Annotated in this window: 16 protein-coding genes; 7 read left to right on the top strand and 9 right to left on the bottom strand. The window is 35.6% G+C overall.

The genetic code is table 11. The annotated features are described in order from the left end of the window. Positions 1 to 61 precede the first annotated feature (61 nt). Together Bccel_RS30355 and Bccel_RS19880 are read left to right on the top strand one after the other, a co-directional pair. Entirely contained in the window at positions 62 to 214 is a 153-nt protein-coding gene (locus Bccel_RS30355; RefSeq protein WP_154673433.1) for a hypothetical protein, read from the top strand. A 227-nt stretch (positions 215 to 441) separates the two neighbouring features. Next, positions 442 to 756, top strand: a complete 315-nt coding sequence (locus Bccel_RS19880) for a hypothetical protein (protein ID WP_036937655.1) — start codon at positions 442 to 444, stop codon at positions 754 to 756. Positions 757 to 818: 62 nt separating this feature from the next. On the opposite strand, the gene trpB is transcribed toward Bccel_RS19880, so the two are convergent. After that, on the bottom strand, positions 819 to 2003 hold the full coding sequence (trpB, locus tag Bccel_RS19875; RefSeq protein WP_036937656.1) for a tryptophan synthase subunit beta: 1185 nt from the start codon (positions 2001 to 2003) through the stop codon (positions 819 to 821). A 139-nt stretch (positions 2004 to 2142) separates the two neighbouring features. Further along, positions 2143 to 2733: a cupin domain-containing protein gene (locus Bccel_RS19870; protein WP_036937658.1), complete on the bottom strand. Its 591-nt coding sequence runs from the start codon at positions 2731 to 2733 to the stop codon at positions 2143 to 2145. Between the two features lie 250 nt (positions 2734 to 2983). Between Bccel_RS19870 and Bccel_RS19865 the strand changes: the two genes are divergently transcribed. Next, complete coding sequence (locus Bccel_RS19865; protein WP_036937660.1) at positions 2984 to 3205, top strand: YuzB family protein; 222 nt, start codon at positions 2984 to 2986, stop codon at positions 3203 to 3205. Between the two features lie 199 nt (positions 3206 to 3404). Here the strand turns inward: Bccel_RS19865 and Bccel_RS19860 are convergent, their stop codons facing one another. From Bccel_RS19860 to Bccel_RS19850, 3 genes are all read right to left on the bottom strand, one after another. After that, positions 3405 to 5027, bottom strand: a complete 1623-nt coding sequence (locus tag Bccel_RS19860; RefSeq protein ID WP_050753035.1) for an IS1182 family transposase — start codon at positions 5025 to 5027, stop codon at positions 3405 to 3407. 147 nt (positions 5028 to 5174) lie between these two features. Continuing rightward, positions 5175 to 6566 carry an NADPH-dependent glutamate synthase gene (gene gltA, locus Bccel_RS19855; RefSeq protein WP_036936118.1) on the bottom strand — a complete coding sequence of 464 codons (1392 nt, stop codon included), beginning with the start codon at positions 6564 to 6566 and terminating at the stop codon, positions 5175 to 5177. Next, positions 6559 to 7404 (bottom strand): sulfide/dihydroorotate dehydrogenase-like FAD/NAD-binding protein, encoded by an 846-nt coding sequence (locus Bccel_RS19850; RefSeq protein WP_036936120.1) that lies wholly within the window; start codon positions 7402 to 7404, stop codon positions 6559 to 6561. The genes gltA and Bccel_RS19850 overlap by 8 nt, the downstream gene beginning before the upstream one ends. Before the next feature lie 568 nt (positions 7405 to 7972). Between Bccel_RS19850 and Bccel_RS19845 the strand changes: the two genes are divergently transcribed. Further along, a complete protein-coding gene (locus tag Bccel_RS19845; RefSeq protein ID WP_036936122.1) occupies positions 7973 to 9370 on the top strand; it encodes an IS1182 family transposase in 1398 nt (465 codons plus the stop codon). Between the two features lie 344 nt (positions 9371 to 9714). Further along, a complete protein-coding gene (gdhA, locus tag Bccel_RS19840; protein WP_036936125.1) occupies positions 9715 to 11052 on the top strand; it encodes an NADP-specific glutamate dehydrogenase in 1338 nt (445 codons plus the stop codon). 496 nt (positions 11053 to 11548) lie between these two features. On the opposite strand, the gene Bccel_RS19835 is transcribed toward gdhA, so the two are convergent. Genes Bccel_RS19835 through Bccel_RS19820 form a run of 4 tightly spaced genes read right to left on the bottom strand, consistent with a single transcriptional unit; the run spans position 11549 to position 15599 of the window. Then, complete coding sequence (locus Bccel_RS19835; protein WP_036936126.1) at positions 11549 to 12637, bottom strand: GerAB/ArcD/ProY family transporter; 1089 nt, start codon at positions 12635 to 12637, stop codon at positions 11549 to 11551. A gap of 6 nt (positions 12638 to 12643) precedes the next feature. Continuing rightward, positions 12644 to 12844, bottom strand: a complete 201-nt coding sequence (locus Bccel_RS19830) for a hypothetical protein (protein WP_036936128.1) — start codon at positions 12842 to 12844, stop codon at positions 12644 to 12646. A gap of 2 nt (positions 12845 to 12846) precedes the next feature. Further along, the gene (locus Bccel_RS19825; protein ID WP_036936130.1) at positions 12847 to 14064 is read right to left on the bottom strand and encodes a Ger(x)C family spore germination protein; all 1218 of its coding nucleotides are present in this window, start codon (positions 14062 to 14064) and stop codon (positions 12847 to 12849) included. 8 nt (positions 14065 to 14072) lie between these two features. Next, a complete protein-coding gene (locus Bccel_RS19820; protein ID WP_050753660.1) occupies positions 14073 to 15599 on the bottom strand; it encodes a spore germination protein in 1527 nt (508 codons plus the stop codon). 272 nt (positions 15600 to 15871) lie between these two features. On the opposite strand from Bccel_RS19820, the gene Bccel_RS30350 reads away from it, so the two are divergent. Continuing rightward, entirely contained in the window at positions 15872 to 16048 is a 177-nt protein-coding gene (locus Bccel_RS30350; protein WP_154673413.1) for a hypothetical protein, read from the top strand. Between the two features lie 136 nt (positions 16049 to 16184). Then, a complete protein-coding gene (locus Bccel_RS30345) occupies positions 16185 to 16352 on the top strand; it encodes a hypothetical protein (protein WP_154673414.1) in 168 nt (55 codons plus the stop codon). Positions 16353 to 16580 lie beyond the last annotated feature (228 nt).

The raw sequence follows: 16580 nt of genomic DNA, 5'->3' as shown, positions 1-16580 counted from the left end.
ACATTTATCACTTTTAATATATATTAATTCAACTTTTTGCTATATGAAAGGATGTTTTTTTATGGATTTGAATGAGTATATTGATTGGTATCAAGAGCATTTTGGTATATCTCCTTCACAAAAATTAATTGAAAAGTTTATTAGTGTTAACCATCCATTAAAAATGGAAACAAAGGATGATGATAATAAAAAAGGTGACATAGATAATAAATAATTTAAAAAATTACTTACATCGCTAAATATAAAAATGATAAAATTATAATACAACGTGTTGTTTTGATAAACGTAAGTCCAGTTGTCAAAGCCGCACGTTGTTATTTTTGTTAACAATGGTGAAAAACCACTTTGTGATTTTGATTTATAGCGTATTGGGGTTAGTCATATGGAATCAATAAATAAACTTGGATATAAATAAAAAAGATAGGAGATGGACGAAAATTTATGAATATGGTAAATGAACAATTAACACACATACTATATGGAGATGGTAAGGTGATTAGCCAGGAAAACGATATTCTATCTATTCAGTTTGCAAAGCAGTATGGAATAAAAAAGTTTGTATATCCTGATGCATTTGGAGATCGCCTTAAGCTGCATAATCTTGATGTTGAGATGAGTGTATTGATGGAATTGCGTGATAAACAAGAAAGGATTGAAGCGGAAGAATTACGAAAACAGCAGGAATTTGAGGAAGCTAATAGTAAGGTTATGAGGAAGACGAAAACTACAGGATCAAAGAAGAAGAGCGTAATATAGTATAAATAAACAAATTAGAGATGCATTAGCAAGTGTAGTTCCACCAATGCATCTCTAATAAATTATTTACCTAGAATACTTGCTATTTCTGCAACGTCTTTATCACCTCTGCCGGAGAGGCATATAACAATAATCTTATCTTTGCCAAGTTCGCCTGCAAGCTTCATACCATATGCTATTGCATGAGAGCTTTCAATTGCAGGTATTATAGCCTCTACCTTTGAAAGCTTGAGAAATGCATCTATGGATTCCTTATCGGTAGCTGTAACATATTGTGCCCTGCCGCTGTCCTTATAAAAAGAATGCTCCGGGCCTACGCCTGGATAATCCAATCCTGCTGCAATTGAGTAAACAGGAAGCGGTTCTCCCTTATCATCCTGAAGGAGATAACATTTGAAACCGTGGAGAACTCCAGGGCTTCCCAAGGATATGGTAGCCGCGTGGTCTGGTGTATCAATACCTTTACCGGCAGGCTCTACTCCAACCATATTAACATCTTTGTCGTTATAGAAGGGGGCGAATAAGCCAATTGCATTACTTCCTCCTCCTACACAGGCAACTAGGTAATCTGGAAGTCTTCCCTCAAGCTCCATGATTTGTTCCTTTACTTCGTTACCTATTATAGACTGAAAATGTTTAACCATTTCAGGATAAGGATCAGGTCCAACAGCAGAACCCAACATATAATAAGTGTGCTCATAATTTTCCATTAAATCGTTCAATGCTTCATCTACAGCATCCTTAAGTGTTCTTGTACCTGTTTTTACGGGAACAACTTTGGCACCTAAAAGCTCCATTCTGAAAACGTTTAGTGCCTGTCTGCGTGTATCCTCTTCACCCATATAAACAATACATTCCATTTCAAATAATGCACATGCTGTAGCGGTGGCAACTCCATGCTGTCCTGCTCCTGTCTCTGCAATAATCCTCTTTTTTCCAAGGCGTTTTGCAAGAAGTACCTGTCCAATTGTGTTGTTTATTTTATGTGCCCCCATATGGTTGAGGTCTTCTCTTTTTAAATAAATTTTTGCTCCACCGATCTGTTTGGTCAGTCTTTCCGCATAGTATAAGGGGTTTGGCCTTCCTACGAAATACTTGAAGTAATAATCAAGCTCCTTCTTAAATTCCGGATCATCCTTAAATTTTAAAAACGCCTCTTTTACCTCATCTAATACCTTTACAAGATTTTCTGGGACGAAGCGTCCTCCGAACTCACCATAAAATCCTGTGCTGCTTGGTATACTCATTTTGAAGTCTCCTCTCGTCTCAATCATCATTTATAATAGTTGGTAACTGGACTATACCTAATTAAAGATACCACTATGTCCATTATACTAAAAAAGTTTCTTTTATAAAAGATGAAATTACGATGGAGTAATGAAACTACTATTCTGCAGCTTGTGCATCTTCCTTAGTTACATGTACTGTACCATGGGGATGCTGAGGCGGTGCATAGATTGAATATAATTTAAGCGGTGTATTGCCTGTATTGATTAGATTGTGCCATTTACCGGCAGGTATGATAAATGAGAAATCATCTTGAACATTTGCCTGAAAATCCAGATTATCCTTGCTATCTCCCATTTTTACCAGTCCTTGACCTTCTTCAATACGTATAAATTGATCAAGATCCGGATGGATTTCCAAACCAATATCTTCTCCTACCTTAATGCTCATCAAAGTAAGCTGTAGATATTTTCCTGTCCATAAAGCAGTACGAAAATTGTTATTTTGAATTGTAGCTTTTTCAATATCAACTACAAATGGTTCCGGTCCATAATCCTTTAACTCAATAAAAACATCGTTTTTTGTTTTACTGGTAAAGGTAGGATACTGGTTTGAAAACTGATTTTCAAAATATGGATTATATGCTGGCATGTTAAATAAGTAAGTACAGGGATACATATTATATAAGTTATTCATTGGTGCGTTAACGCAATAAGGGCAGGGATGTCCTTGATGCATATTATTATACATAATAATCATTCCTTTCATAATTGAATAATTTATTATATGTTTTATGTAAAGGAGATGTTCATTTAGTAACGTTAGTAATGGCTAAGAAATAACTACTGCCATAAATCTGAAGAAATATTTTAATCATTCCTTAGTTAGTGCTGCTTATTTCATAGAATGCATTTTGTTGGGTAATAATATCCTAGTAAATCCAATACATTTTAGTATTAGAATCAATTGAGCTATAAAAATTAAAGGAGTGTGAAGTATAATGGTAGAAATTAAATTTTGTGAGAACAATTTTGTGCATGGTGTGGAGGAAGTTATAAGTAAATTGCAGGAGAACAATGAAAATGCAAAGGTTATAGTTGAATCATGTTTGGGTTACTGCGGTGATTGTGCTGAAGGGCCTTTTGCACTGGTGGATGATGAATTGGTCCAGGCAGACTCGGCGGATGAGTTGTATGAAGCTATTTGTGAAATAATCGGTTAGTAAGTATGCATGTAATAGTAATATTTAAGAAAAAATGGGGCTGTTGCAATTACGATTTATAATCGTAGTACAACGCCCCATTTCTATAATGATAGTGAAATATTTTAACCAAAATATTATATTCTTTTTCTTTCTTTTGAAAAAAGAGTATAGCAAATAAAGCTTACTGATTTATGCTCTTTATTATAAACATTTTTATCTAAGCTGTTTTTAATGGATGTAAATAAGTAGAACATCGTTCTGACTGAATTTTGTTGTGCAGTTTGTTTACATTATGAGCTAAGCCAAGAAGAATACATTCTGCCAAGATATTCTTTTTCCCTTTACACAAAAAACGTCTGAATCCCATATCTTGTTTTATTTCTCCAAAAGCACCTTCAGACTGAATACTTCGGTTCATTCTGAGCTCTTTTCCCTCATCACTAAGGATTCTGGTTATCGCTGCCTCACGTTTTTGCTGAAATAGTTTTGAAACTTCAAGATGCTTGGTTCGTTCTTCCAATGGCTTTTTGCTGTTTCCCTTAATGCATTTTGATTTAATAGGGCATTGAGTGCAATCTTCACATGTATAACAGGTTTTCTCACTTCTATAGCCAGTCTTGCTTTTGCTGAATTTAATCCCTGTGGCTACAAGCTTTTTACCGCTGCTACATATATAAAAGTCGTTTTCTTTGTCATAGCTCATATTTTCCTTCCTACTGATATCAGTTTTATATTTCCGTGTCTTACTAATTTCATAATTGGAAGGTTTGATAAAAGCAAGCTGACCGTTCTCATCGAGATAGACGTAGTTTTCCTCACTTTCATAGCCTGAGTCTGCAACTATATTTCTGTAAGTATACTTCAAACGACTCTTTATGCTGTCTAAAAATGGTATTAGCGTGGTTGTATCTGTAGGCTGTGGTCCAGCACTAATCCATACTATATATTCAGCATCTACCCCAAACTGAATGTTGTAGCCGGGTTTTAGTTGCCCATTCTTCATAGCATCTTCTTTCATCCTCATGAAGGTTGCATCAGGGTCTGTCTTTGAATAGCTATTTCTATCCCCCATAAGATGCAGATGCTTATTATATTTCTTGAGCCTTGATATGTATTCATCCAGCTGTTCAAATATTTTTTGGAGAGGAGATTTTCTTTTTCCTATACCAGAGACAAATTGAATATCTTCATCGTTTTTTATTTTGCAAAGTTTACGTCTGAGCTTTTTCAAATGGTGCATCTTGATTTCTTCACCATATAAAATCTTAAATCCAAAATTCTCTTCTGTTTGTTTTAAAAAAGTTGGGAGCTTATCCATCAGTTTTTTCTGATTCTTAGTGACAGAACCTTTCCAGACAAAAGTATATTTATTTGATGCAGCTTCAAGCTTTGTCCCATCAATAAATAGATTTTTCATTGAAATTTCTTTGTTTTCAGCAAGCATCTGCGTAAACTGTGCCAAAAGATTTTCTGAAACAGGTGCAAAATGAATACTTCTGAATCTTGCAATTGTTGTATAATCCGGAGCAGGCGAGCCTTCAAGAAGGTACATATAATTAATGTCCCGCTTGCAGGCTCTTTCGATTTTCCTTGTAGAATAATTACTATTCATATAAGCATATAGCATGATCTTCAGCATCTGTGTTGGGGTTGCTTGTTTTTTCCTTAAACGGGAATAAGTCTTATATAATTCTGATAAATTCATCTCCTCTACAATTTGACCCAGCAACCTTACAGAATCATCATTCGGAATCATACATTCAACATTTAACGGCAATTTTAATTGATAGAAACCACCGTGCGTAGTATAATCTTTATGTGTTAAATTTTTTACTAGCATAAAAATATTTTACACCTTTTGCCGGACTTTGAATAGTCTGGCAATTGTTTTTTGCAAGTAAAAAGGGCTCCTACACTAATTTCTTAGTGCAACAGCCCCATTTTAAAATGTTTATGAAATTAACGACACCATTTCGGAAGAAATATTTTAATCATTCCTTAAATACTCATCAATTGCTTTTGCAGCAGTTTTTCCAGCTCCCATTGCAAGAATTACTGTTGCTGCACCTGTAACAGCATCGCCGCCGGCATATACACCCTCCTTGCTGGTTGCACCAGTAGCTTCCTCAACGATAATGCCTCCCCAGTCATGGGTGTCAAGACCTTTTGTAGTCGACTTGATGAGCGGGTTTGGACTTTGCCCGATTGCAATGATGACAGTATCCACATCGATGATGTGTTCGGAATTTTTCTTTACCACAGGACGCCTTCTGCCTGAACTATCCGGCTCGCCCAGCTCCATTTCAACACATTCAATACCTTTAACCCAGCCTTCATCAGTACCAATGATTTTTGTAGGGTTGGTTAAAAGTTTGAAGATAATTCCTTCTTCCTTTGCATGGTGAATTTCTTCCAGTCGTGCAGGCAGTTCTTTTTCTGAACGCCTGTAGACAATATATACATTTTCCGCACCAAGCCTTTTTGCACTCCTTGCGGCATCCATAGCAACATTACCGCCGCCGACAACGGCTACATTCTTACCAACCTTAACCGGAGTACCATATTGTGGAAACAGATACGCCTTCATAAGGTTGATTCTGGTTAGAAACTCATTTGATGAATAAACACCGTTGAGATTCTCGCCGGGTATACCCATAAAATTGGGCAATCCTGCACCTGTGCCGATAAACATGGCTTTATAGCCTTCATCTTTCAGTTCATCAAGAGAAAGGACCTTACCTATTACCATGTTTGTCTTGATTTCAACTCCAAGCTGCTTTAAGCTATCTATCTCCTTTTGAACTAAAGCTTTTGGCAGTCTGAACTCCGGTATACCATACATAAGAACTCCGCCCGGTGTGTGGAACGCTTCGAAAATGGTTACGTCATAACCCAGGTTCACAAGATCTCCAGCACATGTGAGCCCTGCAGGACCGGAACCTATTACAGCCACTTTAGTGCCGTTCTTCTGAATGCTCTTAGCCTGTGGCTTGCTGTTTTGCATAAACCAGTCGGCAACAAACCTTTCCAACCGGCCAATAGCAACAGGTTCGCCTTTTATACCCCTTACACATAATTTTTCGCACTGAGACTCCTGGGGGCATACCCGTCCGCATATGGCAGGAAGGCTGTTTGTTTCCGTTATCTTTTCATAAGCTTTTTCAAACTCACCATTTGCAACATGCTGAATGAACTCAGGTATTTTTACATTAACCGGGCATCCTGCTACGCAAGGCTTGTTTTTACACTGAAGGCATCTTTTTGCTTCTTCCTGTGCCATTTCAGGTGTATAGCCAAGAGCTACCTCGAGAAAATTTTTGTTTCTTACATCAGGCTCTTGCTCAGGCATTTTAACTTTATCAGGTGACATGTTAGGCATTAGTCTCACCTCCAAGGTTGCATTTGTGGTCTTCAAGTGATTGTCTCTCGTGGTTCTTATACATTAACTGCCTTCTCATGGCTTCGTCAAAATCAACTTCATGGCCGTCAAAGTCAGGTCCATCCACGCAGGCAAACTTGGTTTTTCCGCCAACGGTAACACGACATCCGCCGCACATCCCGGTGCCATCTATCATAACAGGGTTCATGCTTACTACGGTTTTTATACCGTATGGTCTGGTAAGATTGCTAACCGCTTTCATCATTATTAGTGGACCTATGGCAATTACTAAATCATATGTGTTTCCTTCTTCGATCAGCTTCTTAAGTTCATCGGTTACAAATCCCTTTGTTCCGTTGGAGCCATCATCAGTAGTGATGATAAGTTTGCTGCTTGCTTTGGACATTTCGGATTCAAGAATAATTAAATCCTTGTTCCTGAATCCAACTATTGAATGGACTTCTGCACCCATTTCGTGAAGCTTTTTAGCTTGTGGATATGCTATAGCGGTACCAAGCCCACCGCCTATTACAGCAGCCTTTTTAATACCTTCAAAATGTGATGCAACTCCTAAAGGGCCAACAAAGTCAAGAATATCCTGACCTTCTTCAAGCATACCCAGTGATTTGGTTGTTTGACCAACTTCCTGGAAAATAATAGTGACAGTACCTTCTTCCCTATCATAATCTGCGATGGTGAGAGGACAACGTTCACCAAATTCATCTACCCGTAGAATGATGAACTGTCCAGGCTCAGCTTTACGTGCTACATAGGGAGCGTTTATTTTCATAAGCTTAACAGCAGGGCTTAATGTTTCTTTCTTTACGATTTTATACATATTAATGTTCCCCCCCTCAATTACAAATATGAAAAGTCCAATTTATAGCGTAAGTTATTTTTTTATCATGACTAAGTGTTGTTTAGAAATGTCTTAATTCATAATTATTTATTCAAATGCAATATTATACGAGTATAAATAATTACCCTTGAATAACAATCATTATACAATATAATCATATAAAATGAAAGGGAGAATTATATAGAAAGAAAGGCATTATTGCAAAAGAAAATGAAAGTCGGAGGTAAAAAATATTCAATACTTTCGGTTTTAGCATAAGTGGCGTTATAAGTATATAGGTGGTCCAAAACATTGAATATCAGAGAAATGTGTATTAATTCCCCAAAAAAAACATAAACTAAGTTGTAAAAATAAATGAAATTTTTTAAATAAGTACTTGCATTACGAAAATGCATTTGATATAATCGTTAATGTTGATTTATCATATCTCTCAATTATCCCCAAACGTTTATTTTTGGGGGTATACGACAGGCTGTCCGAAAATCATGCATTATATTAACATATATGATATAATATAACAAATAATAATTTTGAGGTTTATAAAATTATGAATTATGTAAAAGGCATTAGTAGAAAACAGGTTGAGCTAAGTAGCCTAGAAGACCATATAGATGAAGAAAGTGAAGTTAGGGCAATTGATGCATTAATTGAATCAATGGATATTAAAGATCTGGGATTTAAAGAAGGGAATAATGAGAATTCTGGAAGATCAATGTATTCACCAATGGATTTAATTAAACTGTATGTATATGGATATTTCAATGGTATAAGAAGTTCTAGAAAGCTAGAAAAACAAGCAAAAATAAATTTGGAAGTTAAATGGTTATTGAAAGGAGTACAACCAAAACATTCAGTAATATCTGATTTTCGTAAAGAACATATTGACTGTTTTGATAATCTATTTAAAAACCTTATTAATATATGTAATGATTTTAACCTAATAGGAAAAGAATTAATTGCTATAGATGGGACTAAAATAAGAGCAGATGCGGCCAAGAGTAAATATTATACTTTAAAGAAACTTAAATTCATGGAAGAGTTGACAGAGGAAAAGTTAAAGGAATATTTAAAAGCATTGGAAGAAAATGATTGTAAAGAAGCAACAAAAGAAATTAGCGATAGAATTAAAGTCCTTGAAGAAAAGAAAGAGCTCTACAATGAACTTAAAGAAGTGCTTAACGATACCTCAGGAATAAGCTTAACTGATCCTGATGCAAAAAGAATGAAAACTGGTAATACAAAAGGAACAATAATTGGCTACAATGTACAAACAGCAGTAGATGAGAAAAACAAATTAATAATAGATTATGAAGTGAGAAATGATGCAGTTGATCAAGGGTTGTTATATGATGTAGCTAAAAATGCAAAGGAGAAATTGGGAGTTGACAGTATAGAAGTATTAGCAGATAAAGCATATTTTAAAAGTGAAGATATTATAAAGTGTGAAGAAAACGGAATTGTGCCATATGTTCCAAAACAAAAAGTAGTAACACCAAATATCGATTCTGGATATATAAAAGAAAAGTTTATATATGACAAGGATAATGACATGTACATTTGCCCGGCTGGGAAAAAATTATATATGCGTTCAAAAAGTGAAGATGTAAAGATGAAAATTTATTATAATTATGAAGAGTGCCAAAATTGCCCATATCGGGATAAATGCACAACATCAAAATATGGTCGTCACATTGAACGCAACCCAAAGGAAGAGATAGTTGAAAATGCTATAGAACGATTTAATGCTAATGGTGCTAAGTACAAAAAAAGACAAATGATTGTGGAACATCCATTTGGAACACTAAAAAGAGTTATGAATTTTGAATATTTCTTACTTCGTGGCAAAAAGCTTGTTTCAGGCGAAACAGGCCTAGCTTTCTTTTGTTATAATATGAAAAGGTTAATAAACATCAAAGGAACAAAGGAAATAGTCGCTTCAATTTAAGATGATTTAGGTGAATGTAGGGTAATTTAATAAGTGTTATTTTTCAAACTTTCCAGATTCCAATCATTATTCTATATTTAAAATTGCATAATGTTGTAAAATATCTAAAAATTTAATTTTCGGACAGCCTGGACGATGGCGTATGCCTGTATGATGTGCAATGATGCATATGTTGAAATTGGATGCTATAAGAGTTTTTATTACCATAGCCAATTGCAGTTGTTATTCTAAGAATACTGTGCTTTTGTAATGGTTATAATAATGTAGGGTTACGTTATGTAATTTAATAGTTTATAGCATTTGAAATAATAATAACAAATTAAAACGGTAGGGGGTTTTTTATCATGAAAATACTCGCAAGTGTAATGGAAAATGTAATCAAAAGAAATCCAAATGAACCTGAATTCCATCAGGCAGTTAAGGAAGTATTGGAGTCAATAGAGCCTGTAGCTGAAAAGAAACCTGAATGGGTTGCTGCTGGAATATTTGACAGAATAGTTGAACCTGAAAGACAAATTTTCTTCAGAGTGCCATGGGTTGACGACAATGGTAAGGTACATGTAAACAGAGGATTCAGAATTCAGTTTAACAGTGCAATTGGTCCATACAAGGGTGGTTTGAGACTTCATCCTTCAGTTAATGCAAGTATACTTAAATTCCTCGGATTCGAGCAAATATTCAAAAACTCATTGACTGGTTTGCCAATAGGCGGCGGTAAAGGCGGAAGTGACTTTGATCCAAAAGGTAAGTCCGATGGAGAAGTTATGCGTTTTTGCCAGAGTTTTATGACAGAATTACAAAGACATATCGGTGAAAATACAGATGTTCCTGCTGGAGATATCGGAACAGGAGCAAGAGAAATCGGTTTCATGTATGGACAATACAAACGTTTAAGAAACGACTTTACTGGTGTTTTAACTGGTAAGGGATTAACTTGGGGTGGTAGTTTGGCAAGAACTGAAGCTACTGGATACGGACTCTGCTACTTCATGGATGAAGCTTTAAAAGCTAAGGGAAAATCATTCAAAGGAACAACAGTTGTTGTATCAGGTTCAGGTAACGTTGCTATATATGCAACTGAAAAAGTTCACCAATTAGGTGGTAAGGTTGTTGCATTAAGTGATTCAAACGGTTATATCTATGATCCAGACGGAATCAAATTAGATACAGTTAAGAAACTTAAAGAAGTTGAAAGAAAGAGAATTAGCGAATACGTTAAATTCCATCCAAATGCGAAGTACACTGAAGGTTGTGCAGGAATATGGTCAATCAAGTGTGACATCGCTCTTCCAAGTGCTACTCAGAATGAAATTGATGAGAACTCTGCTAAGACTCTTGTTGCTAACGGATGCTATGCAGTTGGAGAAGGTGCTAATATGCCATCAACTCCAGAAGCAGTTGATGTTTTCCTCAAAAACAAAATTATCTATGGCCCTGCAAAAGCAGCAAACGCAGGTGGAGTTGCTACTTCAGCTCTTGAAATGTGCCAGAATAGCATGAGATATTCATGGACATTTGAAGAAGTTGATGCTAAATTAAAGAATATAATGATTAACATATACAAAGCTGCAAGTGCGGCAGCGAAAGAATACGGTGATGAAGACAACCTTGTTATGGGTGCTAATATCGCTGGATTCTTGAAAGTTGCAGATGCAATGTATGCACATGGTATAGCATACTAAGATAAAACATTCCAAAATCTCAAAAATAGCCTTCTGTTGAAATTAAACAGCAGGCTATTTTTTATGAAAATTATTTTCAAATCAATTCAATTTTGATATAATTCTATCATAATATGAATGTAAGTATAAATTTCCTACATTCCGGCAAGGGCGTCGGATATATTTAACCCAACGGAGGGAACAATATGTATTGTGAAAAGAATTGTTATTTCTGCAAAAATCTTTGCTTTTTTAAATTCGAAAATGTTGACGAATTCTTTTGTACTGTTTCAGGATTACCTTATCAACAAACAAAATTGAAGATGGAATGCAATAATTATACTCCGGATTTGGAAGAATAATTTTAATGGAAGAAATGAATGTCATTAATATATAAATTGCAAAATGCCTGCGGATAATAAGTATTCTGGTGCAGGCTTTTGGGTTATTGAATGATTGTTAGTCACTATGCAAAATTAGCGGGAAAAAACTGCAAGAAAACGTAGGGCAAGCTTTATCATATTACTCTTCGCACCTTTCCTATCATAAGCAAAATAAATGGAATAATAAATCCTAATACTATATTAATTGGCAAACCTATATAGCTTGAAAAATTTGATAACTCAAAGCTATTTTTGGCTAGGTAAAATGAAAATATAAATGTAAATATAGTAACCGGACTAATAAGAGACTTTGCACCTGTAAGATTAAAAAGGGATTTAATCATACTTAATATTATATACATAAAAACAGATATTATTACGAAGTCTACTATTATCCAAAATGCAAGGACCACAGACTCTATTCTTTCAATGGTATCCAATATGGATATGCTTTTTGCAACTACAAAATAAGGCATGGATAAACGCTCTATAATGGTATAACCATATACTCCAATGGTCTGTATTAGAAGCAATAAAGTCACAATTACCAAATAGACAGCACCCTGAAGACCAAATCTTCTGATATGTTCCTTGTCGTTTATCTTATCTCCGAAAAAGAAGATAAAAGTAAAATAACCCCATATACCAAGAATAGAATAGGTAGACTTTGTGATAGGCCAAATATCATAGTAAGTTACAGGGAGAAGATTTGTTATTTTAACATTAGTAAGAGTTAACATAAATATAATAATAAATATTACAGAGAAAGCAAGAAAAAGGAACTCTGTGGTTCTGGTTAATGGGACTATTCCACCTCGAACGACATAAAATACGACTATTAGAATAGTAAAAGTAAAAAACGGCATCGGAGTATTGGGAAGTAATGATGTCAAGAACCTTTCAGCAAAATACCTTACATACAAACTCAGTAAAACCATTAGCCATAAAATGTATATGAAAAGTAATATTCTTCCGGGAATCCTTCCTAAAATTTTAATAAGCATATCAGAGAGGTTGGCTTCTTTTTCCCTCTTAAATAATGCATTCATGGTATATACAAGGCAAATAAGAGGTAATACGGCCAAAATAGGTGTCAGCCATCCTGCACGTTCCCCAATTTTTGCTGAAAAAACGGGGAATATACGGATAGCTGGGGAATAAACGAGGGTCAGAAACAGAATTACTGCCTGACGTGTTGATATTTTCTCTTTTGATGCGAGCATTTACTATTAGCCCTCCTGCCCAACTAATGAAAGAAATATTTCCGAGAGACTGTCCTGATCGGGGTTTGATAAATAAAGAATCCCAAAAACTCCAATAAGCAGCATAAATGATATATATACAATCATGTCTTTTTTTTGATTATTTTTCTTCATATCTTTAATATCAAAAATGCTTATGATTAAAATTACGATTATTAAGTAAATCATGTCTATTCCTTTCCTCTATAGCCGCTTGGTTCTCTCAAGTCATAGGTTCTTTCTATTTTGGATTCAACTTCGATATTAAACCTTAGAGTTGGAATAATTTGCAGCCAATGCTTTTCAATTTTATGCCATTTTAAAGGGCTTTTCATTCTTATTTTGTCACAAATTTCAAGACAATCCGATTTCATTTCCAATACCCTTTTGAGGACATCTTCCATTTCTCTCTTTAGAATATCTGATTGCTGTGCTTCCATGTAATGAATTGAGTTTTCGTTTAAAACTTTCATGTGAGAATGAACTTCACCTAAATTGCTTGTCACCTTTGCCTTTATTGTAACTTCTGTAAGATTGTCACCAATAAAATGAGGGATGACCTCAGTATTATTCCTGGTAATTTCAATAGATACTTCCTGCCCAGATAAATCCTTTACAACAACAATGGAGGAATCAACTTTATCTGTAAGCAGGTTTATACCGCGAGATATATCTTTTCCAATAAATCCAACCAGTTTCAGGTCTTTGAATATTGCATAGCCGTATATGTCCATATCTAATATTTTCTTGTTTCCCCTTTCACGATTGACTAGTTCCATACAAGGTACACGTGCAGAGGAATGGTGGAGATCAATAAACCTCATCAATTCAGATACTTTCATTTCCTCAGATATGCTGAGTAACTTGATATTTCTTCCCAGGCTTTTCAGCTTGTCAATAACAAAGAACTCTGTCTTGTTAACAGCTTCTATCACCTCTTTAGCTGTTGAGCCTTTGACTATATATATCTTTGCGTCAATTCGAAGCTCGTGGTCACGTGTAAAAAAGTCTATATATTTTACGATGTTTTCTTTTGCTGCTTCCTCACTGACAAGGTAATATTCGGTATGTGCCCAAAATATTGTTTTATCACTGTGGGTCTGGATATTTCGGGCTGCGTCAAAGATTGTTTTTCCTACAGAAGTCTCAATAAGTGCTTTTCCACCGGGGTTTGATGTACCTTCACCGCTCTTTCCTTGTGTTTCCTGCCCGCCGCCTTCATCAGTAATTTTTTGACTTGCTACAGTTAACATCATATTATTGGAGGTGTCTAGCAACTTATCAATGCCAATTACTTGAACCAGATGCAAGTCATCAATTTCTCTACGCGGAGGTAAAAAATCTATATTGCATCCTGTTGAACAAATTACTAGCAATAGGAGCACTATACTAAAAAGAATTTTTTTCATAATTCACCTTACTTCTGACGCTTTTTATTAGTAGTCTTAAGGCTTGAAGGCCTTTTTTTCATTAAATATAGAGGAACTCGTATCAATGTATCCTTAGTGAGATCTCGTCCTTCATTAGCTACAAATGGAGTAAAGTAAGGAAGGCCGAAAGTTTCAATGGTGTTTAAATGATACACAAGGACTATGAAAGCAAGGGAAAGTCCATAAAGGCCGGCTATGGATGCACATACCACAAACACAAGCCGGAAAATCCTTATAGCATTTGAGTAATCTTGATTGGGCATTATAAAGCTGGAAATACCTGTAGCCGCAACAACTATTACGACAACAGGTGATATGAGTTTTGCCTGAACAGCGGCTTGTCCTACCACCAATGCACCAATAATCGATACTGCCTGACCGATAGCCCTTGGCAGCCTAAGTCCAGCTTCAAGCAGAACCTCAAAGGCTATCAGCATTATGAAAACTGAAGTTATTGTCGGAAAAGGCACTTCAGCCTTGCTTTTAATAATTGAAACAGCGAGAACAGTGGGAATCATCTCCTGATGAAAGGTGGTTATAGAAACATAAAATGCAGGTAAAAATAATGTCACCAGTGCACCTACATACCTTATAATTCGAATAAATGTGCTTATAACATAGTTTTGTGCATAATCCTCAGGAGCCTGATAAAACATGCTCACAGATGCTGGAATAATGTAGGTTACCGGTACACCGTCAACTATAAGTCCAACTCTTCCCTCAATTATATTATGACAAAATTTGTCGGTTCTTTCAGTGCTCATTATCAGTGGAAACACCGTGCGTTTATTATCTATGATATATTCTTCAATATGCCCTGGGGTGATTACCGCATCGATATCGATCTCTTCCAAACGCCTAAAGACTTCTTTGACAATTTTGTCATTGGTCAGGTTTTCAATATATACTACAGCAACAGGTGTTTTTGTTCTATGTCCTATGATAGTTTCTTTTATGCGCAAATTGGGCGTACGAACTTTACGGCGCACCAATGATGTATTTACCCTCAGAACCTCAATAAATGAATCCTTTGCTCCCTTTAAAGCATTCTCGGTAGTGGGTTCGGTGATTGCCCTTTTTTCAAAGCCTTTGGTATCAAAGGTGATGGCTTTCTTTTCCTTGTCAAATACCAATGCTACTGAACCATCCAAGATACTATCCAGAGTATCTCCTAGTGTATTTTGCAACTTTCTGGAAGAGTGATATACTGTTCCATGTTCTATAAGCTCAATAATATCATCAAAATTCTTTACCTCTTTTAAAATTTTTTGCTGGGTCAAAGGTTTTAGTATATCGTCATTGATAATTTTTGAATTAACCAATCCATCAATGAAAATTACCGAAACGGGAATATGACGAGAGCTATTTATATAATGAACCTGATAGTTTATGTCACTGCTGTCGGATAAAATCTTTTTGATATTTTCTGTAGTTATTTCTAATTTATTGATTTCAGACTTTTCATCCAAATCCATGGCCTTAACGTCATTTTTGTTCATTCTGAACCTAAACAACACTTATCACTCCTAATATTAACATTTTATTATTATTCCTCATATTTTCTTAATCATTCATATAGATATATGTTTTAAAAGGTCTATTCATATCTGCCGCATTTTTAGATTATCCTGATATTTTTCCAATTTGATATATTTTGTAACATTTAATGAGCTACTTAAATAATTAAAGATAGTAAGTTGGATTTATCTATTTTGCTGGGGGAGTTTTTTGCTCCTTATCACGTCATGATCGACTTTTAACTTTAAATTACTTGGAGAAGTTAAAGGTGGATCTGGAAATTTTACCAGTACCGTTTAAATATAATGGAAACTGGATACAGATGGTAGTTGATTTGATTAATCGGTATACCATGTTTGGATATTATTCGGAATGTGCAGGCTATGACACTATCCGCCTCCTCACATCGGAAGAAAGAGTATTACAGTATACTCCTATCAGTTGACAGCAAATTGGCTACTCGGGACCTACTTTAACATAAACTAACCAATCATATACAGTTATTGTTAATAAATCAGGAGGATTATATGTATTACGATGCAGATGTAATAGTTATTGGAGCAGGCGGATGAGGGATGGTTATGGCTAAGGAATTAGGGGAAAGAAAGCAAGGGTGGCAATATGGCAAAACCAAGGATGTGATTAGCCCTTTGCTTCGCCCGCAGCCCAACGCAATACTACCCCAGGAGCAAGCAGTAGGAACAAACCCTTTGCGTTCCACAAATATAAGCTATCTTCCTCTTGCATAAACAACAGGAAATGTGGTGTTACTTACCGAGATACTTGGACAGGGGAAACCGGAAAACTATATGCTAAAGCCATTGTATTGGCTGCAGGTGCCATTGACTCACCCCGATTATGGCTTAATTCCAGATTGCCTCATAACCCATGGGTGGGTAGAGGGTATGGTATACTCCGTCCTTAAATGATGCAAGAAAGCGTGATCAGCTGTGTCGAATAGCCGCGGATATGCTTGT

Source organism: Pseudobacteroides cellulosolvens ATCC 35603 = DSM 2933 (assembly GCF_001262605.1).
Lineage (GTDB): Bacteria > Bacillota > Clostridia > Acetivibrionales > DSM-2933 > Pseudobacteroides > Pseudobacteroides cellulosolvens.
This window is presented reverse-complemented; position numbering and strand designations above follow the sequence as displayed.